Origin of the sequence: Actinomycetospora sp. CA-084318, assembly GCF_050955885.1 — a bacterium.
Lineage (GTDB): Bacteria > Actinomycetota > Actinomycetes > Mycobacteriales > Pseudonocardiaceae > Actinomycetospora.
The window spans coordinates 1,237,132-1,263,616 of the sequence record NZ_CP192098.1 but is presented as its reverse complement, the minus strand read 5'-3'; the positions used below and the strand labels follow the sequence as shown (position 1 = coordinate 1,263,616).

Below are 26,485 nucleotides of genomic sequence, written 5' to 3'. Positions count from 1 at the left end.
GGGGCCCTCAGGGCAGCAGCACCGTGAGCAAGGAGTCCTGCAACCAGGTCAGCCAGTGGTAGACGGGCAGGTGGTCGGTGCGCGGGTCGTCCGGCGGGAGCTGGTCGGGCATGTCCTCGGTCACCTCGAGCGCCGTACCGAGCGCGAGCCGGACGTCGTTCACCGCCGACAGCCACGCCTCGGCCTGCGGCACGGTCAGCTCCACGCGGCCGCCACCCCCGGGGCAGGAGGCGAGCACGGTGGCGATGGCGTCGCGCTTGGCGGCGATCAGCTCGGGCTCGTGCACCGAGCGCATGGCCGCGGACAGCGCCGCTCCGTCGGCCCCCGCCCCGCCCTCGGCGTCCGGGCGGTGGAACTCCGGCAGCAGCCGGGAGAGCACCGGGTCGTCCGGGGCGGTCGAGGGACCGGTGCGGATGCCGGTGAGCGCCGCGAGCTCGTCCTGCGGCACGTCGTCGGCGCGGCCGGAGAGCATGTCGTCGACCTGCCCGACGAGGCCGCGCAGCACCGAGGCCTCGGCCGGGTCGAGGACCGCGACGTAGCGGGCGCGCTCGCCCCGCCCGTGCCGTTTCCAGGCGCGCACGACCTACCCACGCCCCGTCGCTGCGTCCGCCCCCGTCACGACGACCGCTGCATCGTCGCCCACAGGCCCGCCGCGTGGAGCTTCGCGACGTCGCCCTCGACCTTCTCCCGACTGCCCGAGGACACCGTCGCCCGCCCCTTCTGGTGCACGTCCATCATCAGCGCGGTGGCCTTCTGCTTGTCGTAGCCGAAGATCTTCTGGAACACGTAGGTGACGTAGGACATCAGGTTGACCGGGTCGTTCCACACGATCGTCTGCCACGGGGTGTCGGCGCCGACCAGCTCGTCGGGCAGTTCCTCCACCGTGGTCGCCGGCTCCACCGGCGCCGAGACGACGACGCGCATGTCCCCATCGTCTCAGTTGCCCGGGAGCCGCTGCATCTAGGCTGAGTGGATGACGGGCGGCACCGCGCTCATGACCGACCAGTACGAGCTGACGATGCTCGACGCGGCCCTGGCCGACGGCACCGCCGATCGCCGGGCCACGTTCGAGGTGTTCGCCCGTTCGCTGCCGCACGGCCGGCGCTACGGCGTGGTGGCGGGCACCGCGCGGGTCCTCGACTCGCTCGCACGCTTCTCCTACGGCGACGACGAGCTCGCGGCGCTGCGCGCGACGGGTGCGCTCTCCGAGCGGGTGCTCGACCACCTGGCGGACTTCCGCTTCCGCGGGGACGTGGTCGGCTACCCCGAGGGCGAGCTGTACTTCCCCGGCTCCCCCGTCCTGACGGTCTCCGGCTCCTTCGCCGAGTGCGTGCTCCTCGAGACGCTCGTGCTCTCGATCCTCAACCACGACTGCGCGATCGCCTCGGCCGCGGCCCGCATGACGACGGCGGCGGCCGGTCGCCGGCTCATCGAGATGGGCTCCCGGCGCACGCACGAGGAGGCCGCGGTCGCGAGCGCCCGGGCCGCCTACCTCGCCGGCTTCGACGCGACCTCCAACCTCGAGGCCGCCGCCCGCTACGGGGTCCCGACGACGGGCACCTCGGCCCACGCCTTCACCCTCCTACACGACACGGAGGAGGAGGCGTTCCGCGCGCAGGTGGCTGCCCTCGGGGTCGGGACCACGCTGCTCGTCGACACCTACGACATCACCGAGGGCATCGACACGGCCGTCCGCGTCGCCGGCCCGGAGCTCGGCGCCGTCCGCATCGACTCCGGCGACCTCGGCGTGATGGCCCAGCGCGCGCGACAGCAGCTGGACTCGCTCGGTGCCACGCGCACGCGCGTCGTGCTCTCCGGCGACCTCGACGAACACGCGATCGCCGGGCTGCGGGCCGAACCGGTCGACGCGTACGGGGTCGGCACGTCGGTCGTCACCGGCTCCGGTGCGCCCACCGCCGGGATGGTCTACAAGCTCGTCGAGGTCGACGGGCGGCCCGTGGCCAAGCGGTCGTCGTCGAAGGAGTCCCGCGGCGGCGCGAAGTCCGCGGTCCGCCGCCACCGCCCGACCGGGACGGCGGTGGAGGAGGTCGTGCACCGCGTCGACCACCCGGTCGACGTCGGCGAGCACGACCGGGTGGTGCCGATCGACCTGGTCAAGGCCGGCGACCCGGTGGCGGGGCTGCCGTCGCTGACCGACGCCCGGGAGCACCTGCGGCGCAACCTCGTCGCGATCCCGTGGGAGGGCCTCAAGCTCTCGCGGGGCGAGCCGGCGATCCCGACGACGTTCGTGCCCTGACCCGGTCAGTCCAGCTGCGGACGGACCTCCGTCGCGAACCGGCCGAGCAGCTCCCGGCCCTGCGTGACGTCGTCCCGGATGACCGGGACGATCAGCTCGTCCAGGCCCGCCTCGCGCCAGCGTCCGATGGTGTCGACGACCTGCGCCACCGACCCGGCGACGGCCACCGGCGCGCGGACGTCCTCCGGCGTCGCGTCGAGGGCGAAGATCGCCTGGGTCGACCTCCGGATCTCCCGCGGGTCGCGGCCGATCCGCTCGCAGTGCTCGTCGAGCACGGCGGACTTGCGGGCGAACACCTCCGGCGTGGACCACGTGTTCCACTCGTCGGCCCACCGGGCGACGACGCCGAGCATCCGCTGCTCGCCCGACGCCCCGACGAGCAGCGGGATCCGGTCCGCCGCCGGCACCTGCGGGGCGTCCGTCACGGCGTAGTGGTGGCCCGTCACGGTCGTCCGCGGCGCACGGAGGACACCGTCGAGCACGGCCAGGCCCTCCTCGAAGCGGTCGATCCGCTCCCGGACCGGGCCCAGTGGGATGCCGTAGGCGGCGTGCTCGTTGAGCTGCCAACCCGCTCCGACGCCGAGGACGAGGCGCCCACCGGACAGGTCCGAGGTCGTCGCCGCGATGTTGGCGAGGACCGCCGGGTGCCGGTAGGTGATGCCGGCGACGAGGCTCCCGAGCCGGACGCGCGGCACGGCGGTCGCGAGACCCGCGAGCACCGAGAAGCAGTCCCGAAGCGCGACGTCCGACCGTTCCTCGGTGCCGGTGTTGCCCATGAAGTGGTCGGCGATCCAGATGCCGTCGTAGCCGGCCGCCTCCACCTCGTGCGCGACGGCGACGACGTCGCCCGCCGACCAGACGGTGGACAGCCAGGCGCTCACCGCGAGACTCGACACGGGGCGAGCAGATCACGGGCCCGCGCGAGGGGCAAACGAGGAGCCCGCCCCTCGATAGGGTGACGGGATGACCCGCGCGCTGATCGTGGTGGACGTCCAGCTCGACTTCTGCGAGGGCGGCTCGATGGGGGTCGCCGGTGGCGCGGCGACGGCCGCGGCGATCACCCGCCACCTCGCCGCCGAGCACGGCCGGTACGACCACGTCGTCGCCAGCCGCGACTACCACGAGGACCCGGGCGCGCACTTCTCCGAGGAGCCCGACTTCGTCGACAGCTGGCCGGTGCACTGCCGCGTCGGCGAGGCCGGGGCGGCGTTCCACCCGGAGCTCGACGTGTCGCGGATCGAGGAGGTCTTCTCGAAGGGACGGCACACGGCCGCGTACTCAGCCTTCGAGGGTGCGTCCGAGTCCGGGGAGCGCCTGGTCGACTGGCTGCGCAACCGGGGGGTCGACCTGGTCGAGGTCGTCGGGATCGCCACCGACCACTGCGTCCGCGCGACCGCGGTCGACGCCGCCGCCGAGGGCTTCTCGACGACGGTGCTGCTCGACCTGACCGCCGGCGTCACCCCGGAGACGACCGAGACCGCGTGCAGCACGATGCGTGAGGCGGGCGTCGTGCTCGCCCGCGCGTCCTGACGTCCCGCGGCGAGGGCCTGCCGCGGCGGACCGAGAGGCCGCGGCGATCCGGCCGTTCGAACGGTCATGGTCCGGCTCGGCTGGTGTAGGTGTGTCCGGTGGGGGTGGTGGTCCGGACGGTGTGGGGGTGGGGTCCGAATCCGTCGTGGAGCAGTTCGGTGATCCAGCCGGGCAGTTCTTTGAGGTGGTTGCCGCGTACGCAGTTCCCGCGCCCGTTGCCGAGGCTGGTGGGGCCGCCGGCCTTCTTGCCTGTGATGTGGTCGGTGTGTCGGATCGGGGCTCCGCAGAAGGGGTCGCGGCACATGCCGTGGTCGCGGAACGCGATCAGTTTGGCGAGGAACCCGTCGAAGTAGCGGCGGGTGGGGTCGCCGCCGACGAGGGTGCCGTGGGTGGGGTGGGCGAACAGGCGCCGCCACCAGCGGTGCCCGCCGGTGTAGCGGAGCAGGTCGGTGACGATCCCGGCCGGGAGCGGGCCGTGGCCGACGAGTTCGCCGGTGCTGGTGCTGTCGGGGTCGGTGATCGCGTCGAGCGGCAGGACGATGCCGACTTCGACGTTGACGTCCTCGGCGTAGACCTGTCCGGTGAGGCGTTCGACGAGGGTGTCGGCGACACTCACAGATGATCTGGTCGCGGGTGCGGTCGTCGGTGTCCCCGGTCGCGATCAACGAGTCCGCGTACTTCCGGAGCGCGGCGATACAGGCGACACCCTGCTCGACCGGGAGTAGACCGGACAGGACGCTCATGGTGTCCGGGGCCGGCCGCAGCGTCACCCGACGGTCCTTGCGGGCTTTCCGGGCGCGGTCGGTGAAGCCTTGGGGGTCGGCTTCGTAGGCGAGTTTCTTCACCGCCGCCTCGGCCTGCTTACGGCTCATGTCCTCCAGGCCGGTCTCGGCGAGCTGCTTGTCCACCACCGCCCGCAGCTCCGGGTCGAGGTGACTGGTGGTGGAGACGATGTGTTCGGCGAGCTGCTCGCTGATGCGCCCGGCCACCAGCAGCGCCCGGGTACAGGGCAGATCCGAGGCCAACGCTCGGGCGACCCCGAGGCGGCGGTCTCCGACGTAGGGGGAGACGTGCGCGGCCAACGCGATCTGGTCGGCGATCCCGCGGCCGAGCTTCTCCGGGTCCAACCGACCCTGCGCGACGAGTTCAATCTGTTCTTCGACCTGGGCGCGGCCGAACGACACGATCGCGGTGTGCTGCGCCGCCGCCACCGCCGCGCGGGCGCGTTCGAGCAGGGCGATCCGGTCGATGCACGCCGCACCACCATCGGACTCCGAGTCCGTGGGCAAGTCGGCGAGTTCGGCGAGGCGCGTGAGCAGGCCGGTCAGCTCCGCGCTGACCGGGTCCACCGCCTCGTTCGAACTCATGTTCGCAAGCTAGCAGCGCCCCCCGACAATCACGGCCGATCCGGCCGGCTCAGCACCTCCAGCACGTAGACCGACACACGGTGGTCCCAGGTGGTCGCGCGGGCCTCGAGGATCACCCCGTGCTCGAGGTCCGCGGTGAACTCGACCTCCAGGACCTCCTCCCCCGCGATGCCCTCGTAGGCCTCGGGCTGCCGGAGCGACACCACGCCCTTGAGCCGCGGACGGACGAGGGCGTCCTCGACGATCACGAGTTCGTCGAGCAGGCCGACCAGTCGATGCGGCAGGACGAGTTCCTCCGCCCAGTGCCCCGCGTAGTACGGCCAGTCCGCGTTCGGCGCGCGGACGTCGTCGACGTCCATCACGCCGGCCTCGTGGCCGGGGTAGCTGACGAGAAGGCTGCCGCCGGTACGCCGGTACTCCCCGCCGCCCGAGGTCGCGACGCGCCACCGGTCGCGGCCCTCCAGCACGAGCTCGCATTCCTCCCGGGAGGCCCCGCTCCGAGGCGGGCCGTCGTCCCGGAAGGGGGAGAAGCGACGGGGCAGGTGCGAGGGAGGCGGACCCTGCACCGTGACGCGGGCAGCCGAGGCGCGATAGGCGCCGCGCGGGATGGCGGTCGCGCTCCAAACGAGGCGGCCCAGGACCTGCGCCTGACGGTCGTCGTCGGTGTCAGGGTCGTCCACAGAGAATCTCCTGGTCGGTCTCCTCGTACGCGGACGCCGAGAAGGTGCCCTGCGGGAAGGTCACGGTCCCATGCACCTCGGTGCGGTACCGGTGGAGGGAGCCGGGCTCGCACGGCGCGGCCACGGTCTCCCGGTGGTCCTGGGCGAACGCGGACGGGCCCTTGGTCGTGGTCGGCGGTCGTTCCGCGATCAGCTCCCACCCCCAGAACCGCGACCGGTACGTGGCGCCCGAGACCGTGTTCGCCACGACGGGCAGCGTGCGGCAGAAGCTCTCGATGCGCGTGTGGATCTCCTCGTAGGTCCGGCTGAAGTGCGGCCGGTTGACGCGGACACCGCAGTCCTCCGACGCGGGGAGCCGCGGAGCGGCCGAGGCCGGCCAGGCCGACACGATGCATGGCGGGCTCCCGGGTCGGTGATCTGCCTTCACCTCCACCGACTCGCCCGGCTCCACGATTCACGCGGGTGGAGCAATCGTGGCGGTGCCCGGAACCGCGGAGCCGCCTCCGTAGTCTGAGCCCGCGAAGGGGGTGCGGGCATGGCACAGCTGACGGACTCGGACACCGCCCCGGTGGCCGACCTGCTCGCCGCCGCCGTCGAGGCGCTGGGCGGCACCGAGCGCGAGGGGCAGCAGGAGATGGCGGCCGCCGTCGAGCGGGCCCTGCGCACCGGGGAACACCTCGCGGTCCAGGCCGGCACGGGCACCGGCAAGTCGCTGGCCTACCTCGTCCCGTCGATCCGGCACGCACTGGAGGCCGACCAGGCGGTCGTCGTCTCCACCGCCACGATCGCGCTGCAGGCCCAGCTCGTCGACCGCGACCTGCCCCGCCTGACGAAGGCCCTCGAGCCCGTCCTCGGCCGGAAGCCGACGTTCGCGATCCTCAAGGGTCGCGGCAACTACCTGTGCCGCCACAAGATCGAGTCCGGGGCGCAGGCCGAGGACCCGGGCGACGAGCAGCTCTTCGACCCCTTCCAGGTCTCCGCGCTCGGCCGTCAGGTCACCCGGCTGCACGAGTGGGCGGAGCAGACGACCACCGGCGACCGCGACGAGCTCGTCCCCGGCGTGCCCGACCGGGCCTGGCGCCAGGTCAGCGTCACCGCCCGCGAGTGCCTCGGCGCCTCCCGCTGCCCGGTCGCCGAGGACTGCTTCTCCGAGCTCGCCCGGCACAAGGCCGGCGCCGCCGACGTCGTCGTCACCAACCACGCCCTGCTCGCGATCGACGCGATCGAGGGCCGTGCGGTGCTGCCCGAGCACGACGTGGTGGTCGTCGACGAGGCCCACAACCTCGTCGACCGCGTGACCTCCGTCGCCACCGGCGAGCTCACCGGCGCCACCGCCACCGCGGCCGCCCGCCGCTGCGCCAAGCTCGTCGACCAGGCCCTCGCCGACCAGCTGGTCGACGCCGGCGAGGGGCTCGACGCGGTCCTGCTGGACACCCCCTTGGGCCGTTGGGAGCACCTGCCGGAGCCGGTGGGCCGGATGCTCTCGGCCATCCGCAACGCGGCGTGGGCGTGCAAGCAGGCGCTCGGCCCGGAGCGGGAGAAGGGTGCCAAGGAGAACGAGACCGACGCCGCCAACCGCCGGTTCGCCGCCGCGATGGTCGAGGAGGTCCACAACGTCGCGGGGCGGCTGCTCACCGCGTTCGACCGCGAGGACCCGGCGACCCGTCCCGACGTCGTCTGGCTCTCCGAGCGCGAGCTCGGCTCCAGCACCGTCCGCGCCCTGCACGTCGCGCCGCTGTCGGTCGCCGGCCTGCTCGCCCACCGGCTCTTCGGGCAGTCGACGGTCGTGCTGACCAGCGCCACCCTGGTCCTCGGCGGCTCGTTCGACGCCCTGGCCCGGCAGTGGGGACTGCCCGTCGCGCAGAAGAGCGAGCTCCCCGACGACGGGTCGGGCCACGGCAACGACCCCGCCACCAACCTCGTCTGGCACGGCCTCGACGTCGGGTCGCCCTTCGCCCACGCGAAGGCCGGCATCCTCTACGTCGCCCGCCACCTCCCGCCGCCCGGTCGCGACGGCCTCTCCCCCGCGATGCTCGACGAGATCGACGGGCTCGTCCGCGCCGCGGGCGGGCGCGCGCTCGGGCTGTTCTCCTCGATGCGCGCCGCCAAGCAGGCCACCGAGGACCTGCGCGGGCGCTGGGACGGCACCGTGCTGTGCCAGGGCGAGGACTCGACGAACACCCTCGTCCAGAAGTTCGCCGCCGAGACCGGCAGCGTGCTGTTCGGCACCATCTCGCTGTGGCAGGGGGTCGACGTCCCCGGCGAGTCGCTGCAGCTCGTGATGATCGACCGGATTCCGTTCCCCCGTCCCGACGACCCGCTGGTCGCGGCCCGGCAGCGCGCGGTGGACGCCCGCGGCGGCAACGGCTTCCTCACCGTGTCGGCCACGCACGCGGCGCTGCTGCTCGCCCAGGGCGCGGGGCGTCTCCTGCGCGGCACGGGCGACCGCGGCGTCGTCGCGATCCTCGACTCCCGGGTCGCGACGAAGCAGTACGGCGGGTTCCTGCGCGGGTCGCTGCCGCCGTTCTGGACGACGAACGACCCGGCCGTCGTCCGCGGGGCCCTGGAGCGCCTGCGCGGCGACTGAGCCACTCTCGCGCCGCCGCGAGTGGGACACCACGCAGGCCCGCGACCCCCGGCACCTGCCCCACGTGCCACTCGCGGGCCGGGGCGACCTACAGCGTCGCGAGCAGGGCGTCCGCCAGCCGCCCGGCGGCCTCCGGGGCCCGGCGCAGGAACAGCTCCGGCTCGATGAGCTCGAGCTCCATCACCACCGGTTCCCCGTCGATGCGCACCAGGTCCACGCGCGCCGCGGGGACCGACGCCGGAGCGTGCGCCAGCGCGTTCTCGGCGACGGCGAGCTCCCGCGGGGTCGGCTCGTGGTCCTCCAGCCGTCCGCCGTGCCGCTCGTGCACGAGGAAACCGTCGGCCGCCGGGAACTTCCGCACCGCGTGCGACCACCGGTCCCCGAGCCGGATCAGCGACACCTCGCCCTCGGTCCCGATCGACTCGACCGCGGGCTGCACCAGGACGTCGACCGTCGCCGCGAGCCCGGCGAGGGTCTCGGCCAGCTCCGGCCCGGTCCCGAGGAACGTCTCCCGGCCACCCGCCGACACCGCCGGCTTCACCACCACCCGCGACGGCCCCAGCGGCTCCGGCGTCGACCCTGCGGGCACGAGCCGGGTCGGCACCACCGGCACCCCGGCCTCGGAGAGTTCGACCAGGTAGCGCTTGTGCGAGTTCCACTCGAGCACCGCGAGCGGGTTCTGCAGGGCCGTCCGCGCCGCAACCCCGCGCGCCCACGCCAGGAACTCGTCGCGCCGCGCGGAGTAGTCCCACGTCGTCCGGACCGCCACCAGGTCGGCGCCCGACCAACCCGCCACGTCGTCCGGGGCGTCCCACGGCTCGACCCGTGCCCGGGCGCCGCGCTCGACCAGCGCGTCGACCAGGGGCTGGTTCTCCGCGTCGATGCGCTCGGAGCGCACCCGCGTACTGGCGACGATCACGGTCGGTCCGGTCGGCATGCGGTCAGCCTCCCGCAGCCACCTGCCCGATGCAGGTGACCGTGCCCGGCGCCACCTCGGTGAACCCGGCGTCGCGCACCGGCGCGACGCCGTGGCGCGCCCACGCGGCCTCCGGGTCGTCCAGGGCCGCGCACCAGACGTCCCAGTCCGCGGTGGAGGCCGCCCGGACGGCGGGTGCGGTCACCGTGGCCGGATCACCGCCGGTCCACGCCACGACCGTCGCGAGGATCATGCTCGCGTGCCCGACCTGGGCCCCCGCCTTGCCGGTCGACTGCTCGACGCGTGGGTTCAGCCAGATCACCGGGCGGCCCGCCCCGACCGGAGCCGGGGCGTCGTCGGGAAGGTCCGTCCCGCCGATCTGCAGCCGCCGCACCTCGTGCGGGACGTCGTCCACCGGCCCCGGGACGAGTGCCCGGACCAGGTCCGACACCGTCACGCCCGGCACGTCCTGCACGGCCCGCCAGTGCGAGGTGCGCGCCCGTCGGGCGAGCTTGCGGATGCGTCCTGCCCCGCACCAGGCCGCGACCGCGTCGAACCACTCCCCGCCCGGGGCGGAGCGCTCGTCCAGGCACAGCGCGAGCGCCGCCGCCGCGGCCGCCTCGAGCAGCGCGGTCGGGGTCGGGGGCTCCTGCTTCTCCAGGCGCAGGATCACCGGCATCGCCCGCACCGGGCCGTCCGGGTCCTCGTCGAGCTCGGGGGCCGGGCGGTCCGTCGCCCACGGACACACCCGGTCGGCCAGCGGCGCGAGGGCGGTCAGGTCAGAGCGGGACACGACGCAGGAGACCCTCCGCGGCGTCGGCGACCTCGATCTCGTCGCGCGTCACGCCGAGCACGAACAGGACGGCGTCGAGGAACGGGTAGGACAGGGCGGTGTCCGCCGCCGCCGCCACCACGGGCTTGGCGTTGAAGGCGATGCCGAGCCCCGCCGCGGCGAGCATGTCGAGGTCGTTGGCGCCGTCCCCGACCGCCACCGTCTGCTCGACCGGCACGTCGAACCGGGCCGCGAACTCCAGCAGCGACCGCGCCTTCCCGGCCCGGTCCACCACCTCGCCGACGACCCGGCCGGTCAGCCGGCCGTCCACGACCTCGAGCTCGTTGGCCGCCGCGTAGTCCAGCCCCAGGTCCTTCACGAGGTACTCGATGACGTGCGTGAACCCGCCGGAGACCACCCCGCACCGGTAGCCGAGCCGCTTGAGCGTGCGCACCGTGGTGCGGGCGCCCGGCGTCAGCTGGATCTGCGCGGCGACGTCGTCGAGGCAGGAGGCGGGCAGGCCCGCGAGGGTCGCGACCCGCCGGTGCAGCGACTCCGCGAAGTCGATCTCCCCGCGCATCGCGGCCTCGGTGACGGCCCGGACCTCCTCCTCCCGCCCGGCGTGGGCGGCGAGCATCTCGATGACCTCGCCCTGGACCAGGGTGGAGTCGACGTCGAAGACGATGAGCCGCTTCGCCCGCTGGGCGATGCCCACCCGCTGTACCGCCACGTCCACACCGGCCCGCTGCGAGGCGCCGACCAGCGCCTGCCGCAGGGCGGTGTCGGTGGGCGGCGACACCCCGGGCACGGAGATGCGGAGCTCGAGGCCGGTCACCGGATAGTCGGCGACGCGCCGCACCCGGTCGATGTTCACCCGCAGCGAGGCGAGGGTGCGGGCCACCTCGGCGAAGTCGGCGGCCGCGATCGGCCGGCCCAGCACCGACACCACGTGCGTGGAGTACGGGTGGACCGACGAGGCGTCCCCGCCGGTCTCCACCGTCACCGCGAGCCCGAGCGCCGGGATCGCGAGATCGAGACTGCGCGCCAGCCGGTTCGGGTCCCCCGCCACCCCGACGAGCACCGACAGCGTCAGGTGCCCGTGGATGGTGGCTTGCTGGACGTCGAGCATCTCCGCGCCGTGCTCGGCGAGGACCGTGAAGAGGGTGGCCGACACGCCCGGGAAGTCCGGCCCGGTGACCGTGACCAGGAGCGTCGTACGCGCCACCGCCGGGGCGGACGCGTGGTCCGCCCCGGCGGTGTCGTGCCCGTGACCGTCCCCCGACGGACGGCTCACTTGTTCCGGGGGTCGCTGCCGGGGAGGTTCTCCTGACCGACCTTGCCCGTGGCCGCCTCACCGATGCTGGCGTGGCCACCACCGATGTGCGCCTCGAGCCGGATCCGCTCCGTGAGGTGCGGGTAGTGCAGCTCGAACGCCGGGCGCTCCGACCGGATGCGGGGCAGCTCGGTGAAGTTGTGCCGCGGCGGCGGGCACGAGGTGGCCCACTCCAGCGAGTTGCCGTGGCCCCACGGGTCGTCGACGTCGACCGGGCGCCCGTAGCGGTAGCTCGCGAAGACGTTCCAGATGAACGGCAGCGTCGAGGCACCGAGGATGAACGCGCCGATCGTCGAGATCGTGTTCAGCGTGGTGAACCCGTCCGAGGGCAGGTAGTCCGCGTACCGACGCGGCATGCCCTCGTTGCCCAGCCAGTGCTGCACGAGGAACGTCGTGTGGAAGCCGATGAACGTGGCCCAGAAGTGGAACTTGCCGAGCCGCTCGTTCATCATCCGGCCGGTCATCTTCGGGAACCAGAAGTAGATGCCGGCGTAGGTGGCGAACACGATCGTGCCGAACAGCACGTAGTGGAAGTGCGCCACCACGAAGTACGAGTCCGAGACGTGGAAGTCCAGCGGCGGCGAGGCGAGCAGGACGCCCGTGAGACCACCGAAGAGGAACGTCACGAGGAAGCCGATCGAGAACAGCATCGGCGTCTCGAAGGTCAGCTGCCCCTTCCACATGGTGCCGATCCAGTTGAAGAACTTGATGCCGGTCGGCACGGCGATGAGGAACGTGGTGAAGGAGAAGAACGGCAGCAGCACGGCGCCGGTGGCGTACATGTGGTGCGCCCACACCGCGACCGAGAGGGCCGCGATCGACAGCGTCGCGTAGATCAGCGTCTTGTAGCCGAAGATCGGCTTGCGGCTGAAGACCGGGAAGATCTCCGAGACGATGCCGAAGAAGGGCAGCGCGACGATGTAGACCTCGGGGTGGCCGAAGAACCAGAAGAGGTGCTGCCACAGGATGACCCCGCCGTTGGCCGGGTCGAACAGGTGCGCGCCGAGGTGCCGGTCCGCGAGCAGGCCGAACAGGGCCGCCGTCAGGATCGGGAAGGCCAGCAGCACCAGCACGACCGTCACCAGGATGTTCCAGGTGAAGATCGGCATCCGGAACATGGTCATGCCCGGGGCACGCATGCAGACGATGGTCGTCACGAAGTTGACGCCACCGAGGATGGTGCCGAGACCGGAGACCGCCAGGCCGACGATCCAGAGGTCGGCGCCGTAGCCCGGGGTGTACAGCGAGTCCGACAGCGGCGAGTACGCGAACCAGCCGAAGCTGGCGGCGCCACCCGGGGTGAAGAACCCGGAGACGACCATCGTGCCGCCGAAGAGGAACAGCCAGTACGAGAACGAGTTCAGCCGCGGGAACGCCACGTCCGGCGCGCCGATCTGCAGCGGCACGATGTAGTTCGCGAAGCCGAAGAGGATCGGCGTCGCGTACAGCAGCAGCATGATCGTGCCGTGCATGGTGAACAGCTGGTTGTACTGCTCGACCGACAGGATCTGCAGACCCGGCTGCGCGAGCTCGGCCCGCATCAGCAGGGCCATCAGCCCGCCGATGAGGAAGAACGCGAAGGACGTGATCATGTAGAGGATCCCGATGTCCTTGGGATCCGTCGTCTTGAGCATCCGGCCGATGAACGAACCGCGCTTGGTCTCCCGCGCCGGGTACGGCGTGGTCGCGATCGGCTTGGGTGCGACGGCCGTCACGTCTGCCTCCTGCCCACGGCAACTGCCTCCTGATCGACGACGCCTCGGTGGCGTCGTGTTCGACCCGGCGATCGTAACCGCCGTCGAGCCCGGTGGCTCACCGGGAGACAGTATCTCCGACACCCTGTCGTACGACACCGGGGCGACGGTGGCCGGAGACACGACGAAGGCCCGCCGACCGGGTGGTCGACGGGCCTTCGTGTCCGTGGGTGGAGCTGAGGGGACTCGAACCCCTGACCCTCACACTGCCAGTGTGATGCGCTACCAGCTGCGCCACAGCCCCAACACGACGGAACGCTACACGGCGGGTGAACGCCCGCCGTCAGGGGGGTGGGCCGATCACGCCGCGGTCAGCCGATGGCCGCGGTGAACTGCGAGGAGTTGATGTCGACCCGCTGACCGTTGATGGCGATGGTCGGCGTCCCGAAGCCGGTGCTGCCCCCGGAGGTCTGCTGCAGGGCGGGGTCGGTCGAGGCCTGCTGGTAGTTGGCCGCCACGGCCGCGCTGTAGGTGCCGTTGCGGACGCACGACTCGTAGTCCCCGCCGGCCCCGGAGTTCTTCCCGAGGGTCACGAGGTCGTCCACGGTGTAGCCCGCACCGCCCTCGGAGGGCTGCCGGTCGTAGAGCGTCTTGTGCAGCGTCGGGAAGGCGCCGTTCTGCGCGGCGCAGATCAGCGCGTTGCCGCCCAGCGTCGAGTAGCCGGGCGGGTTCGAGCTCTGCTCGAGCAGGTTGACCATGTGGTAGCGCACGGTGAGTCGCCCGCTGTTCAGCGCATCGGTGATCTGCTGGCCGTACACCGACTCGAACTGCTTGCACGCCGGGCAGAGCGCGTCCTCGTAGACGTCGATCGTCGTGCCCCCGGTCCCGGCGACGATCACCCCGTTCTGCACGGTGGTCCGGTAGGTCGCGTTCACCGGCGTCACCGGCTGGTTCACCGGCAACGAGGCGTTCTTGTTCGCCTGTGCGGAGACGACCGCCACGGCGATCACCCCGACCAGCACGAGGAGGGTGACGACGGCGATGATCGTGGGGGTCCGGGACCGACCGACCGTCGGGGCACTGCCGCGACCCCGTGCGCGCTGCTTGGCCATGGCTCAACCGTAGCCAGCGCCGATCAGAACGCCGTACGGCCCTTCTCCTGCTCCAGCAGCGCGTCGAGATCCTTGAGCCGGTCCATCGTCGCCACGGCCCGTGCGGTGCGCTGGTTGGCGCGCAGCAGGTCCTGGTGCCGGTGCACGAACTGCCAGTAGCCCGCCGTGAAGGGGCAGGCCTTCTCCCCCACCCGCACCTTGGGGTCGAAGGCGCAGCCGCCGCAGTGGTCGGTCATCCGGTTGAGGTACGCCCCGCCGGAGGCGTAGGGCTTCGTGGCGAGCCGCCCGCCGTCGGCGTGCTGGCTCATCCCGACGACGTTGGGCGGCATGACCCAGGCGAACCCGTCGACGAACGAGGTGGTGAACCACTCGGCCAGGTCGCTCGGCCGGTAGCCCCGCTGCAGCGCGAAGTTGCCGAGGATCATCAGGCGCGGGATGTGGTGGGTCCACCCGCGATCGCGGACCTCGTCGAGGGTGTGCCCGAGACAGGCGGCGGTGACGGCGTCGCCGTCGAGCCCGGTCCACCAGTCCGGCAGCTCCGCGTGGGCCTGCAGCTCGTTGCTGCGGTGGTAGTCCTCGCCGAAGTGCCAGAACAGGTGCCAGATGTACTCGCGCCACCCGAGGATCTGCCGGACGAAGCCCTCCACGGAGTTCAGCCGGGCGTCGCCGGACGCGTAGGCCTCCTCGGCGGCGTGCACGGCGTCGAGCGGGTGCAGCACCCCGAGGTTGAGCGGGACCGAGAGCAGCGAGTGCGCCATGGTCCAGTCGCCGGCCATGACGGCGTCCTCGTAGGGGCCGAAGGGGTCGAGCCGGTGGTCGACGAAGCGCTTCAGGGCGTACCGGGCCTCGGTCGGGGTGACCGCGAACAGCCGCGGCCCGTCCGCGCCGACGGTCGGCAGGTCCAGCGCGTCGAGGTCGTGGCGGACGCGCTCGTCGATCTCGTCCTCGGTCGGCCACCAGGGCTCCTTGACCCCGAGCGTGGTGCCCTTCGGCGGTTCCTCACGGTTCTCGTGGTCGAGGTTCCACTTCCCGCCGACCGGCGCGTCCGCGCCCTCCATGAGCACGTCGAAACGCCGCCGCTGGTTGCGGTAGAAGTTCTCCATCGTGAACGAGCGGTCCTCACCCGCCCACGCAGCGAACTCCGCCCTGGGCCGCGCGAACGTGGTGGTCGGCAGCACCGCCGCGACCAGACCCTCCGCCTGCAGCGCGGCCACGAACTGCGCGGCCGCGTAGGACGTCGGCTCGTGCACGACGACGGGTCGGTCGACCTTCTCCAGCGCCTCCCGGTAGGTGCGGGTGCGGTGGTAGGTGGACCGGTCGCCGAGGTGGTCGTCGAGGTGGCGCATCCCGGAGAGCAGCAGGTGCAGCTTCTGGCGGTGGTAGCGGCGGCGGCGCAGCACCGCCTCGGACTCCACGAGCACGACGTCGCGCTGCGCGTGCTGCGGCAGCCCGTACACCGCCGGGCCGAGCTGGTCGCCGAAGCACCACAGCGGCGCGTCCTCGGCGACGCCGTCGAGGGCCGCGTCGATCGCCTCGCCGTAGATCCCGACGACCCCGTCCGGCACGCTGCGCGGCCCGATGCTCATGCCGGGCGGGTGCCCTGCTCCTCCGGTCGCGAACCGAGCAGCAGCCACACGACCAGGGCGAGGGCGGCGACCGCCCCCGAGAGCCCGAACGCCACACCGAACCCGAAGCCCTCGGCCAGGGCACCGGCGGCGATCGGCCCGATGATCGTGCCGACGTCGGTGGCCATCTGGAAGCCCGAGAGCGCGGGCCCGCCGGAGCGCCCCGAGCCGACGAGGTCGGCGACCGCCGCCCCCTGCGCCGGCTGCAGCAGCCCCGCCCCCGCCCCGGCGACGAACGAGGCGACGAGCAGGACCCACAGGTTCGGCAGCACCCCGAGGCAGGCGGTGCCGGCCGCCACCGTCGCGAGGCCGGCGATCACCACCGGCCGCCGCCCGCGACGGTCGGAGAGCCCGCTGGTGGCCAGGAGCATCGCCCCGTCCCCGACGGCGAACACGGTCAGTGCGATCCCCGCCCACAACGGTTCCCGGCCGAGCGCGACGGCCACGAACAGCGGGACCAGCGCGACCCGCACGCCCTGCACCGCCCACCCGGTGGCGAGGCCGGACGCCAGCGCCGCGCGGTAGGTCGGGGACCGCAGCGCGCCGAGGAGCGTCAGCGGCGCGACCGACGGGTCGTCACGCCGACGCCCCAGCCCCGTCGAGCGGGCGAGCAGGCCGCCGACGACGGCGGTGGCCACCACCAGCGCGGCCGCGTAGACGAGGAACGGGGCCCGGATGTCGACCGCGACGAGCCCGCCGCCGAGCGCGGGCCCGCTGATCCCGCCGAGCAGGAAGGACCCGGTGAACAGGCCGCTGACCTGGCCACGTCGCCCCTCGGGAGCGAGCCGGAAGATCAGCGAGAACGCCGAGACGGTGAACATCGTCGACCCGATGCCCCCGAGCCCGCGGTAGACGAGCAGCTGCGGATAACTGGTGGCGAGGGCGCACGCGCCGGTCGAGGCGGCGACGACGAGCAGCCCGGCCAGGTACATCGCGCGTTCGCCGACCCGCGCGACGAGCCGGCCCGAGACCGGCGCGAACAGCAGCCGCAGGACGGGCAGCGCGCTGACGACCGCGGCCGCGGCGGTGACCCCGACCCCGAAGCTCTGCGCGAACACCGGGAGCGCGGGCGCGACGATCCCGTAGCCCGCCGCCACGAGGAAGCCGCCCGCCAGCAGCGCCCAGACCTCCCAGGGCAGCGCGGCTCGCCGCTCGGCCGCGACCGACATCGACGTCCTCTCCGGCGGTGTCCCGCCCCTCACCCGACGGACGTCGACGCTACGGCGAGCGTCCGACGAGGGGTCCGGCCGGGAGCGTCAGAGGCCGAAGGCCAGCAGCGCGCCGGCCTGCGCCGGCACCGGGGTGAGCGTCGTGGTCGTCGTCGGGGCGACCGGCGGCGTGCCGCCGGGGGCCGGGACCACGGGTGCCGGGGAACCACCCGTCGACGTCCCGGGCGCCGTGGTGGTGGTGCCCGAGGACGGCGTCCCGGGGACCGTGGTGGTCGGCGGCACCGTCGAGGTGGGCGGCACGGTCGAGCCGGGCGGTGGCGCGGTCGTGGTCGGCGGGACCGTGGTGGTGGGCCTCGTCGTGGGCGGCACCGTGCTCGTCGGGTCCGGCGGGCCGGTCGGCGCCGTGGGGTCGGTGGACGGCACGGGCTCGCCGGGCGTGGTCGACGCGGGCGCCGTCGTCGTCTCCTCCGGGGCCGGGGCACGCTCCGGCGCGCGCTCCGAGGTCTCGGCGGTGCGGGTCCACGGCCCCGAGTCGTCGTCGGAGGCCGCGGACGAGCCCGACCCGTCGTCGTCGGAGGCGGGGAGCGCGGGCACGAAGGCCGGGAAGCCGGGGACGCCCGCGGGCACGACGAGACTCGGGCCGACCTCGGCCTGCGGGATCTGGCGCACCACCTGCGACTCCCCCGCCCAGATGACGAGACCCGACGCGAGGGCCAGGGTCGCGGTGGCGGCGGCGAGCACACCGGCGCGCCGGGCAGGACGGCCGGGACCGGGCAGGACGGCGAACGGCGTCACCCCCGGGCGGCCCTCGGCGCGCACGGCCGGGCCCACCGCGACGGCGGCGCCGACGGTCGGCCCGGTGTCGCCGGGCGTCGCCGGGCTCTCCGACCAGGACGCGACCACCGGCACGAGCCGCGCCGCGGCGGTCTCGTCGGTGACGGGCGTGTCGTCCCGGCCGAGCCGGACGAGCCGCTCGGAGAGGGCCGCCGCCGACGGCGGCAGCTCCGAGTCGGCGTCGCGCAGGAGGGCGAGCAGGCGCTCGGTCTCGTCGTCACCGTCGGGGGCGAGGCCGGTGACGTCGGCGAGGGTGCGGGCGAGGGCACGGACGTCCGCGGCACGCCGGGCGGGGGCGTCGGACGCCGGGGAGGTCTCCGAGACCACCGGCAACGGCCCGGAGAGGGACGCCGTGAGCCCGACGAGCCAGGCCTCGGCGCCCGCCCGGTTCACGAGGATGCTGGCCGGCCCGATCGCGCCGTGCTCCACGTGGTGGGCGTGCGCGTGGGCGAGGGCCGAGGCGAGCTGGGCGCCCATGCGCGCGAGGTCGGCGGCCGGCACCGGGCCCTCGCGCAGCACCAGCGGCAGCGGCTCGCCGGACACGCTCTCCAGCACGAGGGTGCTCTCGGTGTCCGGGGCGAGGCCGTCGACGTCGTAGACCTCGAGCAGGTGCGGGTGGTGCAGCCGGGCGAGGTGACGGACCTGCTCGATGCGCTCGGAGAGGGCCTCGCCGGTGGCCGGCGGGAGGGTGACGAGCCGGACCTCGCGGCCCAGGACCTCGTCGACCCCGCGGACGGCCGCGTCGGCGGCGCCCCCGACGAGCACCTCGGTCGGGGGGTCGGTCGCGTCGAGCGCCGCGGTGCCGCCGTCAGCGTCGTCAGCGCTGTCGGCGCTGCTGTCGTCGGCGGCGGGTCCGGCACCGTCGGTGTCGACGGAGACACGGTCCGTGTCGGCGTGGAGGCTGCTGTCACCGTCTCGGGTCGAACCGGTCGTCTCGACCGTGTCGTCGGCGGTCACGACGCTCCCCCTGCCTCACGGCGTGCAGCACTGGTGCCAACCAGCTACCTCGGCCGGGTGACCGTATCTCCCCGGGCGGGTGGTGGTCGACACCGTTCACCGACTCCGGGGCGCGACGTGGATCTCGGTGTCGGATCGGACGTGGCGGGACACCACGCCCACCGCATGACGACGGCCGGAGAGCGATCCGCTCTCCGGCCGTCGTCGTGGGGGTGGAGGTGCCGGGAATCGAACCCGGGTCCTCCGAACACCTGTCAGGACTTCTCCGTGCGCAGTCTGCTCCGTCTCTGCTCGGGTCCACCGGATGCGCAGACACACCGGTGTGACGACCCCAGTCGCTGTTCGATGTCCCCCCGGGCCCCGCGACCGGGCCCGGAGGTGGAGTCCCCTAGCTGATGCCGGCGACCGGGTCGGGAACGAACCCGGGCCGACAGAGTCCAACCTCGCTACTTAGGCAGCGAGCTGGAACTCGCGCTGAGTACTGTTCTCGGCGCTTATTTCTTTGCGACGGGTGGTTATCGAGATCATCGTCGCCTTCCTCGGCACGCTTCCCCTGATCAACCGCTCGGAGTCGAAACCAGTCACCCCCTTCTCCCGCCGACCGTGACAGTGCTGCCCGGCGGGACTGCCCATCATAACGTCCGCCCGGCCCGCGATCATCCGTGGCGCAGCAACGCGGCCGGTGCGTCGTACAGCACGCTCCGCAGGAAGGGCTCCCCGAGGCGCTCCTCGGCGGCGGCCCACCCGCGGATCGCCTCGAGCTGGCGCCAGTAGCCGTACGGGATGTTCGGGAAGTCGGTGCCGAGCACCACGCGGCCGGCCCCCGAGAGGTCGGCGAGCCGGGCCGCCCAGTCGCGCGGCAGCGGCGCGAAGGCCTCGGTGAACGGCGTGCCGACCATCGTGGTGTCCAGCCGGACCGCGGGATGGCGCTCCACCAGCGCGAGCGCGGCGTCGTAGTCGGGCAGGCCCGCGTGGGCGAGCACCAGCGGCAGGCGCGGGTGCCGGTCCATCACCTCGCCGATGATCTCGATGCCGGTGTGCCGCCCGGGGATCGGGCCGTCGCCGCAGTGCGCGACGACCGGGATCCCGGCCTCGGCGAGCAGGCCCCAGGCCGGGTCGAGCAGCTCGTCGCGCGGGTCGTACCCGCCGACCTGCACGTGCGCCTTCACCAGCCGCGCGCCGCGCTCCACCGCGTCGGAGAGGTAGGTCGTCACCGACTCCTCGGGGAACAGGGTGGCCGTCGGCACCGCCTCGGGCACCTCGGCCGCCCAGTCCAGCGCCCACCCGCACAGCCACGCCGCCATGTCGGGCTTGTGCGGGTAGGCCAGCGGCGCGAACGCCTCGACGCCGAACGAGCGCAGCCGGGCGAGCCGCTCGTCCTCGGGCAACCGGTAGTGGATGGGCCAGTCGTAGCCGTAGTGGCGCACGGCGTCGTCGAAGTAGGCCCAGACCTTCTGCAGCATCCGGTCGGGCAGGAAGTGGACGTGCACGTCCACCAGCCCCGACCGGCCGTCGGGACCGAGCTGCAGGGACCGGACCCAGGGCGCGACGTCCTCGTCCGAGGACAGCCGGTCTACCACCCCTTGATCCGGCGGCCGACGATCCGCTCGGCCTCACGCTTGGCGTCGCGCTCGGCCATGGCCTGGCGCTTGTCGTGCGCCGCCTTGCCCTTGACCAGCGCGAGCTCGACCTTGCACAGCCCGCCGGAGAAGTAGACCGACAGCGGCACGAGGGTCATCCCGCCCTCGCGGGTCTTGCCGATGAGGCGCTCGATCTCGGCGCGGTGCAGCAGCAGCTTGCGGTGCCGACGCGGCTCGTGGTTGGTCCAGGAGCCGTAGTCGTACTCCTGGATGTGCAGCCCGCGCAGCCACACCTCGCCGTCGGTGACGGTGGCGAACGCGTCGGCGAGCGAGACCCGTCCGGCCCGCAGGCTCTTGACCTCGGTGCCCTGCAGGGCGATGCCGGCCTCGTACACGTCGATGATCGAGTAGTCGTGCCGGGCCTTGCGGTTGGTGGCGACGACCTTGCGTCGCTCCTCGGGCCGGTTGGAGCTGGCCTTGGCCTTCGCCTTCTCCTTCGAGCGGCCCGAGTCCGTGGGGACGGCCGTCTTGGCCACGAGGTGCCTCCGCTTCCCTAGCTCCGGACGTACAGCCGCAGGGTGACATACCCGGTGGCCGCCGCGATGACCGCGCCGATCACGATCAGCAGGGGTGCAACGAACAGGAGCACGTCGCTCATCCCGACCGCGGGGATCGCGTTCGAGATCAGCCGCCCGGAGAGCAGCCGGTCGATGAAGAAGAGCTTGCCGAGCACGAGCCCGCCGGTCGCGAGGACCGCCCCGACCACGCCGGTGATCACCGCCTCGATGAGGAACGGCACCTGCGTGTACCAGCGGGTGGCGCCGACCAGCCGCATGATCCCCACCTCGGTGCGCCGCGTGAACGCCGAGACCTGGATGGTGTTGGAGATCAGCAGCAGGGCCGCGAGCGCCTGGACCGACGCGAGGCCGAAGGCGGCGTTGCGCACGCTGCCGAGGAAGGTGAACAGGTCCTCCACCAGACGGCGCTGGTCCACCACGTTCCGGACGCCGGGCCGGTTCGAGAACTCCTGCACGATCGCGTCCCCGCGGGTCGGGTCGCGCAGCGTCACCCGCAGCGTCGCCGGCAGCGACTGCGGCCGGACCAGCTGCAGGATCGACTGGCCGGCGTAGATCCGCAGGAAGCGCTGGAAGGCCTGGTCGCGGGACTCGTAGGTGACGCCCGCCACCAGCGGGTCGGCCTGCAGCTGGTCGCGCAGCCCGCGGCAGGTCGGGCTGCTGCAGTCCGGGTCGCCGGCGCTGGTCGGCTCGTCGAGCGCGACCTGGACCGCGAGCTGGGAGTAGTAGAGGTCCTGGGTGCGGTCGATGGTGCGGACCGCGAGCAGACCGGCGCCGAGCATGCCCAGCGAGATGGCCGTGGTGAGCATCATCGCGACGCTCATCGTCACGTTGCGCCGCAGCCCGGCGACCGCCTCCCGCCAGACGAAGCCCAGACCGTTCACCGGCGCGCCCCGTAGACCCCGCGGGCGTCGTCCCGGGCGAGCCGGCCGAGGTGCAGCTCGACCACCCGGCGCCGCATCGCGTCCACGATCTGCCGGTCGTGGGTCGCCATCACCACCGTCGTGCCGGCGCGGTTGATCCGGTCGAGCAGCAGCATGATGTCGTCGCTGGTCTCCGGGTCGAGGTTGCCGGTGGGCTCGTCGGCGAGCAGCACGAGCGGACGGTTGGCCAGGGCGCGGGCGATCGCGACGCGCTGGGCCTCACCCCCGGAGAGCTCCGCGGGCATCCGGTCGGCCTTGCCGGTGAGGTTGACCAGCTCGAGCATCTCCGGCACGACGGTGCGGATCGTGTGCTCGGACTTGCCGGTCACCTCGAGGGCGAACGCCACGTTGTCGGCGACGCTGCGGGTGGGCAGCAGCCGGAAGTCCTGGAACACGCAGCCCATCCGCTGGCGCAGCTTCGGCACCTTGCGGTTCGGCAGCCGCGCCACGTTCCAGTTGGCCACGTAGACGCTGCCCCGGGTGGGGGTCTCCTCGCGCAGCAGCAGGCGCAGCAGCGTCGACTTCCCGGAGCCCGACGGCCCGATCAGGAAGACGAACTCCCCCGCCTCGACGTCCATCGACACGTCGTCGAGCGCCGGCCGCGCGGACGTCGGGTAGATCTTCGAGACGTTCTCGAGCCGGAGCACGGCTGGCGATGCTACTGGGGCGGTGTCGATCTTCCCCGCCGGGCGAACGCCCCCGGCGGACGGCTACGCAGCGGCTTCGGTCTGCTTCCGCCAGCGGATCCCGGCGTCCAGGAAGTCGTCGATGAACCCGTCGAGCACCTGCGAGGTCTGCGAGGTCTCCTGGTTCGTCCGCAGGTCCTTGACCATCTGGTACGGGTGCAGCACGTAGGAGCGCATCTGGTTGCCCCACGACGAGCCGGAGTCCTTGAGCGAGTCGAGCAGCGCGCGCTCCTCGGCGCGGCGCCGCTCGAGCAGCTTGGCCGCGAGCACCGTCATGGCGGTGGCCTTGTTCTGCAGCTGCGAGCGCTCGTTCTGGCAGCTCACGACGATGCCGGTGGGCATGTGGGTCAGGCGGACGGCGGAGTCCGTGGTGTTGACGCCCTGCCCGCCCGGGCCCGACGAGCGGTAGACGTCGACCCGCAGGTCCTTCTCGTCGATCTCGACGTGGTCGGTGGACTCGACGACGGGGGCGACCTCGACCCCCGCGAAGCTCGTCTGGCGCCGGCCCTGGTTGTCGAACGGGGAGATGCGCACGAGGCGGTGCGTGCCCTGCTCGACCGAGAGCGTCCCGTAGGCGTAGGGGGCGCTGACCTTGAAGGTGGCGGACTTGATGCCCGCCTCCTCGGAGTAGGAGGTGTCGTAGACCTCGGTGGGGTAGCCGTGCCGCTCGGCCCAGCGCAGGTACATCCGCATGAGCATCTCGGCGAAGTCCGCGGCGTCCACGCCGCCCGCCTCGGCCCGGACGGTGACCAGCGCGTCGCGCTCGTCGTACTCGCCGTTGAGCAGCGTCCGCACCTCGAAGGCGCTGATGTCGGTCTGCAGCGAGGCGCGCTCGGCGTCGGCCTCGGTGACGAGGTCCGCCGCGTCGGAGCCCGACTCCTCGTCGGCCATCTCGTAGAGCGTCGAGAGGTCGTCCAGGCGCGAGCGCAGCGACTCGGCCTTGCGCAGGTCGGCCTGCTTGTGGGTGAACTCGCTGGTCAGCTTCTGCGCGGTCTCGACGTCGTCCCAGAGGTCCGGGGCGGCGACCTGCGTCTCGAGCTCGGCGACCTGGCGCCGCAGACCGTCCAGGTCCATCGCCGCCTCCACCGAGTCGAGGCTGGCGGCGAGGTCCTTGAGCTGGGTCGCGGTCGAGTCGTCCACGGCCCCAGGGTAATCCCGGGGCCGTGGGCGCCCTCAGTGGTGCTCGCGCAGGTGGTCGGCCAGCACGTCCCGGCCGAACTCGTGGCCGGGCACCCGCCACACGCTGTGCGCGTGGTTGACGTCGCGCTGGGTGTTGTCCCACTCGGCGAGCAGTCCCGGCCCCTCGAGCCGGTAGTAGTGCGGCTCGCCGCGCTCGGGTCCACCCGCCCAGGCGAAGTGCACCGCGCCGAGGTCGAGCCGCTCGTACTCGCGCTCCACCAGCCCGGCCGGCATGCGGTCGAGGTAGACCCCGACGACCGCCCGGAGCACGTCGCGCTGCGAGCTCGACAGGTCGGTGGCCGCGATGCCCTTCGGCCGGACCGAGAACTCGGTGGCGGCGCGGTCGGCCTCGGTGACGCCGAGCCGCTCCTCCAGCCCGTCGTGCATCGACCACAACCGGTCCTCGAGGGCCTGGTCGTCGAAGTGGCCCCGCCAGAGGTCGGGCAGCGGGATCAGCCGGTCGCCCGGAGCCACCTGCACCCGATTCGCGCCGATGATGTCCGCCGGCGCCCGCGGGGTGAGGACCGCGCGTTCGCGCTGGTTCGCGTCGAGGGAGTGCAGCAGCTCCCGGCCCGCGTCCTCGATGCCGCCCAGCGGACGCAGCTCCCGCCCGCCCAGCAGCGGCGACACCATCGGGTCGGCGCCGAGGAAGCACGGGGAGCCCGCCACCGCCTCGCCGTCGACCACGAGGTGGTTGACCGAGACGTGGTGCCCGCCGAAGCGCCAGCCCCAGGGCGCGTCGCCGGTCGGGTCGCCGAACACCCGCAGGTAGTACATGCCCGGGTCCCGGCCGCGGTCGCGGCCGAACCCCGTGGTGAACCCCTCGGTGCGGTCGAGGACGTTCTCCAGCCCCATGATCGTCGCGGCGCTGACGTACGCCGGCTCGGAGAGCCCGGTGGCGAGCAGTCGCATCGCCGCCCGCTGCTGGTGGGGCAGCTGCTCGTGCAGCGTCAGCCCGCCGTGGTCGGTGGGCGTGTAGTACCACTTCAGACGCTCGGCCTCGGCGGCCTTGGAGCCGGGCCAGTCCCAGACGCCCTGCGCCGACTGCTCGTCGTCGAGGGTGTCCGCCCAGACCGCCGCCGCCTCGGCCATGGCCGAGGCGACGGACGCGGGGGTGGCCGTCACGCGATCCGCTTGAGGCGCTGGATGACCAGGCCCTCGGAACCGCCCACGAGCAGGTCGTCGAGCTTGCCGGCGAAGTCGACCAGGTGCGGCGCGGCCAGGTGCGCGTCGAGCTTCTCCCCCGAGGTCCAGTTCTCGTAGAAGAAGTACGTCGCCGGGTCGTCCTCGGCCACGTGCAGGTCGTAGTTCACGCAGCCGTCCTCGGCGAGCGTGGTGGGGATCAGCGCCTCGAGCCCCTTCCGGAGCTCGTCCTCCTTGCCCGGCTTCGCCGTCATGCGGGCGACGACCGTCAGCAGGCTGCGGTCGTCCTGGGTCGGAGTGCTGGCCACGGGGGTCTCCTTCGTCGGTGAGGGGGTGACGCCGGTCATGCCATCACCCCCGTACCCCGCCCGCAGCCCCACCTATCCGATGGGTGGGGCTGCGCCCCTCGTGAGCACTTTCCGTGGCCGGAGCCACGGAAAGTGCTCACGAGAGCGCAGCTCACATCGTCAGCGTCGCCAGGGCCTCGCGGTGCTCCGCGGCGGAGCCGAAGAGCGGCGCCCGGCGGCGGGCGCGCTTGTAGAAGAAGTGCGCCTCGTGCTCCCAGGTGAACCCGATGCCGCCGAAGAACTGGATCATCGCCCCGGTGGCGTTCCAGGCGGCGTCGGACGCCTTCGACCCGGCGACGGCCACCGCGATTCGAACGTCCGGGTCCGCTGCGTCCTTGCTGTCGAGCGCGTGCGCGGCGAACAGCACCGCGTGCTCGGCCATCGTCACCGCCACGTGCAGGTCGGCCAGGGCGTGCTTGAGCGCCTGGAACGAGCCGACGGGGACGCCGAATTGGTTGCGGTCGCGGTCGTAGGCCACGGTACGGGTGAGCGCCTCGCGGGCCACGCCGACGAGATCCGCGGCGTTCAGCACGGCGCCGCGCGCGAGGAGCGCCCGCACCGCGGCCGCGTCGCCTCCGGCCAGGGCCTCGGCCGGGGTGTCGGTGAACTCCACCGCACCCACGCGGGCGGTGCCGTCGTAGGTGTGCTGGTCGCGGACGGTCAGCCCGGAGGCCCCCGCCTCGACCAGGTACAGCCCCGGTGTCCCGGACGCGTCGGTGGCGGCCACGACGATGACGCCGGCGACGGCCGGGTAGTCGACCGGGGAGGCCGACCCGTTGAGCCGGCCGTCGTTGACGTCGACGGTGATGCCGGAGCCGTCCCAGGCCCCGCCCTCGCCGCGCAGGGCGACCGTGCCGACGGTCTCCCCCGCCGCGAGCGCGGGCAGCCAGCGGGACTGCTGCTCGGCCGAGCCCGCGATCCGGACGGCCTCCGCGGCCAGGACGGTCGGGAGCCACGGTCCGGGCGCGACGCCGGCGCCGAGGGCCCGGGCGACCACCTGGGCGTCGAGCAGGCCCAGCCCGAGCCCGTCGTGCTCCTCGGGGACGAGGACGGCGAGCGCCCCCTGGTCCGCGAGGCCCTTCCACAGCGTCAGCGGGTGGCCGTCACCGTCCGGGTCCTCGACGACGCCGCGGACGGCCTCGAGGTCGAAGCGCTCGGCGAGGAACTCGGTCACCGTCGAGGCGAAGGCCTGCTGCTCGTCGGTCAGTGCGAAGAACAC

The 26,485-nt window shown here is 73.2% G+C and carries 25 protein-coding genes, 1 tRNA gene, 1 other RNA gene and 1 pseudogene; 3 read left to right on the top strand and 25 right to left on the bottom strand.

Translation table 11 applies throughout. From position 1 onward, the window contains the following. Positions 1-7 precede the first annotated feature (7 nt). Together ACQPYX_RS06190 and clpS are read right to left on the bottom strand one after the other, a co-directional pair. On the bottom strand, positions 8-580 hold the full coding sequence (locus tag ACQPYX_RS06190; protein WP_433802025.1) for a DUF2017 domain-containing protein: 573 nt from the start codon (positions 578-580) through the stop codon (positions 8-10). Between the two features lie 35 nt (positions 581-615). Then, on the bottom strand, positions 616-924 hold the full coding sequence (clpS, locus tag ACQPYX_RS06185) for an ATP-dependent Clp protease adapter ClpS (protein WP_433802024.1): 309 nt from the start codon (positions 922-924) through the stop codon (positions 616-618). Positions 925-973: 49 nt separating this feature from the next. Here clpS and ACQPYX_RS06180 point away from each other — a divergent pair, with 49 nt between their 5' ends. After that, on the top strand, positions 974-2,257 hold the full coding sequence (locus ACQPYX_RS06180; RefSeq protein WP_433802023.1) for a nicotinate phosphoribosyltransferase: 1,284 nt from the start codon (positions 974-976) through the stop codon (positions 2,255-2,257). A gap of 5 nt (positions 2,258-2,262) precedes the next feature. Here ACQPYX_RS06180 and ACQPYX_RS06175 read toward each other — a convergent pair whose 3' ends face one another. Further along, the gene (locus ACQPYX_RS06175; RefSeq protein WP_433802022.1) at positions 2,263-3,138 is read right to left on the bottom strand and encodes an LLM class flavin-dependent oxidoreductase; all 876 of its coding nucleotides are present in this window, start codon (positions 3,136-3,138) and stop codon (positions 2,263-2,265) included. 82 nt (positions 3,139-3,220) lie between these two features. Between ACQPYX_RS06175 and ACQPYX_RS06170 the strand changes: the two genes are divergently transcribed. Continuing rightward, the gene (locus ACQPYX_RS06170) at positions 3,221-3,787 is read left to right on the top strand and encodes an isochorismatase family protein (RefSeq protein ID WP_433802021.1); all 567 of its coding nucleotides are present in this window, start codon (positions 3,221-3,223) and stop codon (positions 3,785-3,787) included. Positions 3,788-3,851: 64 nt separating this feature from the next. On the opposite strand, the gene ACQPYX_RS06165 is transcribed toward ACQPYX_RS06170, so the two are convergent. The 4 genes and pseudogenes from ACQPYX_RS06165 to ACQPYX_RS06150 all read right to left on the bottom strand — a co-directional run bounded on the left by ACQPYX_RS06165 (position 3,852) and on the right by ACQPYX_RS06150 (position 6,222). After that, positions 3,852-4,403 carry a hypothetical protein gene (locus ACQPYX_RS06165; protein ID WP_433802020.1) on the bottom strand — a complete coding sequence of 184 codons (552 nt, stop codon included), beginning with the start codon at positions 4,401-4,403 and terminating at the stop codon, positions 3,852-3,854. A gap of 46 nt (positions 4,404-4,449) precedes the next feature. Beyond that, positions 4,450-5,154, bottom strand: a pseudogene (locus ACQPYX_RS06160) (DUF222 domain-containing protein); the annotation flags it as partial. Between the two features lie 29 nt (positions 5,155-5,183). Then, a complete protein-coding gene (locus ACQPYX_RS06155) occupies positions 5,184-5,834 on the bottom strand; it encodes a hypothetical protein (protein ID WP_433802019.1) in 651 nt (216 codons plus the stop codon). Further along, the gene (locus ACQPYX_RS06150; protein WP_433802018.1) at positions 5,821-6,222 is read right to left on the bottom strand and encodes a hypothetical protein; all 402 of its coding nucleotides are present in this window, start codon (positions 6,220-6,222) and stop codon (positions 5,821-5,823) included. The genes ACQPYX_RS06155 and ACQPYX_RS06150 overlap by 14 nt, the downstream gene beginning before the upstream one ends. Positions 6,223-6,369: 147 nt before the next feature. Between ACQPYX_RS06150 and ACQPYX_RS06145 the strand changes: the two genes are divergently transcribed. Further along, positions 6,370-8,421 (top strand): ATP-dependent DNA helicase, encoded by a 2,052-nt coding sequence (locus tag ACQPYX_RS06145; RefSeq protein WP_433802017.1) that lies wholly within the window; start codon positions 6,370-6,372, stop codon positions 8,419-8,421. An 88-nt stretch (positions 8,422-8,509) separates the two neighbouring features. Here ACQPYX_RS06145 and ACQPYX_RS06140 read toward each other — a convergent pair whose 3' ends face one another. The 18 genes from ACQPYX_RS06140 to ACQPYX_RS06055 all read right to left on the bottom strand — a co-directional run bounded on the left by ACQPYX_RS06140 (position 8,510) and on the right by ACQPYX_RS06055 (position 26,485). Next, positions 8,510-9,358 carry an ATP-grasp domain-containing protein gene (locus ACQPYX_RS06140; RefSeq protein ID WP_433802016.1) on the bottom strand — a complete coding sequence of 283 codons (849 nt, stop codon included), beginning with the start codon at positions 9,356-9,358 and terminating at the stop codon, positions 8,510-8,512. Between the two features lie 4 nt (positions 9,359-9,362). Then, the gene (locus tag ACQPYX_RS06135; protein ID WP_433802015.1) at positions 9,363-10,130 is read right to left on the bottom strand and encodes a peptidyl-tRNA hydrolase; all 768 of its coding nucleotides are present in this window, start codon (positions 10,128-10,130) and stop codon (positions 9,363-9,365) included. After that, on the bottom strand, positions 10,117-11,334 hold the full coding sequence (serB, locus tag ACQPYX_RS06130) for a phosphoserine phosphatase SerB (RefSeq protein WP_433803685.1): 1,218 nt from the start codon (positions 11,332-11,334) through the stop codon (positions 10,117-10,119). Before serB ends, ACQPYX_RS06135 begins: the two co-directional genes overlap by 14 nt. Positions 11,335-11,399: 65 nt before the next feature. Next, the gene (gene ctaD, locus ACQPYX_RS06125) at positions 11,400-13,157 is read right to left on the bottom strand and encodes an aa3-type cytochrome oxidase subunit I (protein ID WP_433802014.1); all 1,758 of its coding nucleotides are present in this window, start codon (positions 13,155-13,157) and stop codon (positions 11,400-11,402) included. Between the two features lie 210 nt (positions 13,158-13,367). Continuing rightward, positions 13,368-13,440, bottom strand: a tRNA-Ala gene (locus tag ACQPYX_RS06120). A gap of 67 nt (positions 13,441-13,507) precedes the next feature. Continuing rightward, complete coding sequence (locus tag ACQPYX_RS06115) at positions 13,508-14,248, bottom strand: DsbA family protein (RefSeq protein WP_433802013.1); 741 nt, start codon at positions 14,246-14,248, stop codon at positions 13,508-13,510. A gap of 23 nt (positions 14,249-14,271) precedes the next feature. Beyond that, positions 14,272-15,834 carry a cryptochrome/photolyase family protein gene (locus tag ACQPYX_RS06110; protein ID WP_433802012.1) on the bottom strand — a complete coding sequence of 521 codons (1,563 nt, stop codon included), beginning with the start codon at positions 15,832-15,834 and terminating at the stop codon, positions 14,272-14,274. Further along, positions 15,831-17,042, bottom strand: a complete 1,212-nt coding sequence (locus tag ACQPYX_RS06105; RefSeq protein ID WP_433802011.1) for an MFS transporter — start codon at positions 17,040-17,042, stop codon at positions 15,831-15,833. The genes ACQPYX_RS06110 and ACQPYX_RS06105 overlap by 4 nt, the downstream gene beginning before the upstream one ends. Positions 17,043-17,129: 87 nt before the next feature. Continuing rightward, positions 17,130-18,833 (bottom strand): hypothetical protein, encoded by a 1,704-nt coding sequence (locus tag ACQPYX_RS06100; protein ID WP_433802010.1) that lies wholly within the window; start codon positions 18,831-18,833, stop codon positions 17,130-17,132. A 210-nt stretch (positions 18,834-19,043) separates the two neighbouring features. Further along, positions 19,044-19,422: a transfer-messenger RNA gene (ssrA, locus tag ACQPYX_RS06095) on the bottom strand. Positions 19,423-19,489: 67 nt separating this feature from the next. Then, the gene (locus tag ACQPYX_RS06090; RefSeq protein ID WP_433802009.1) at positions 19,490-20,413 is read right to left on the bottom strand and encodes an amidohydrolase family protein; all 924 of its coding nucleotides are present in this window, start codon (positions 20,411-20,413) and stop codon (positions 19,490-19,492) included. Further along, positions 20,407-20,817 (bottom strand): SsrA-binding protein SmpB, encoded by a 411-nt coding sequence (smpB, locus tag ACQPYX_RS06085; RefSeq protein WP_433803684.1) that lies wholly within the window; start codon positions 20,815-20,817, stop codon positions 20,407-20,409. Before smpB ends, ACQPYX_RS06090 begins: the two co-directional genes overlap by 7 nt. 149 nt (positions 20,818-20,966) lie before the next feature. After that, positions 20,967-21,872 carry a permease-like cell division protein FtsX gene (gene ftsX / locus ACQPYX_RS06080; protein WP_433802008.1) on the bottom strand — a complete coding sequence of 302 codons (906 nt, stop codon included), beginning with the start codon at positions 21,870-21,872 and terminating at the stop codon, positions 20,967-20,969. After that, complete coding sequence (ftsE, locus tag ACQPYX_RS06075; RefSeq protein ID WP_433802007.1) at positions 21,869-22,558, bottom strand: cell division ATP-binding protein FtsE; 690 nt, start codon at positions 22,556-22,558, stop codon at positions 21,869-21,871. The genes ftsX and ftsE overlap by 4 nt, the downstream gene beginning before the upstream one ends. A gap of 63 nt (positions 22,559-22,621) precedes the next feature. Then, the gene (gene prfB / locus ACQPYX_RS06070) at positions 22,622-23,737 is read right to left on the bottom strand and encodes a peptide chain release factor 2 (protein ID WP_433802006.1); all 1,116 of its coding nucleotides are present in this window, start codon (positions 23,735-23,737) and stop codon (positions 22,622-22,624) included. Between the two features lie 33 nt (positions 23,738-23,770). Beyond that, positions 23,771-24,901: a DUF3500 domain-containing protein gene (locus tag ACQPYX_RS06065; protein WP_433802005.1), complete on the bottom strand. Its 1,131-nt coding sequence runs from the start codon at positions 24,899-24,901 to the stop codon at positions 23,771-23,773. After that, complete coding sequence (locus tag ACQPYX_RS06060) at positions 24,898-25,227, bottom strand: putative quinol monooxygenase (protein WP_433802004.1); 330 nt, start codon at positions 25,225-25,227, stop codon at positions 24,898-24,900. Before ACQPYX_RS06060 ends, ACQPYX_RS06065 begins: the two co-directional genes overlap by 4 nt. Positions 25,228-25,378: 151 nt before the next feature. Continuing rightward, positions 25,379-26,485 carry an acyl-CoA dehydrogenase family protein gene (locus ACQPYX_RS06055; protein WP_433802003.1) on the bottom strand — a complete coding sequence of 369 codons (1,107 nt, stop codon included), beginning with the start codon at positions 26,483-26,485 and terminating at the stop codon, positions 25,379-25,381.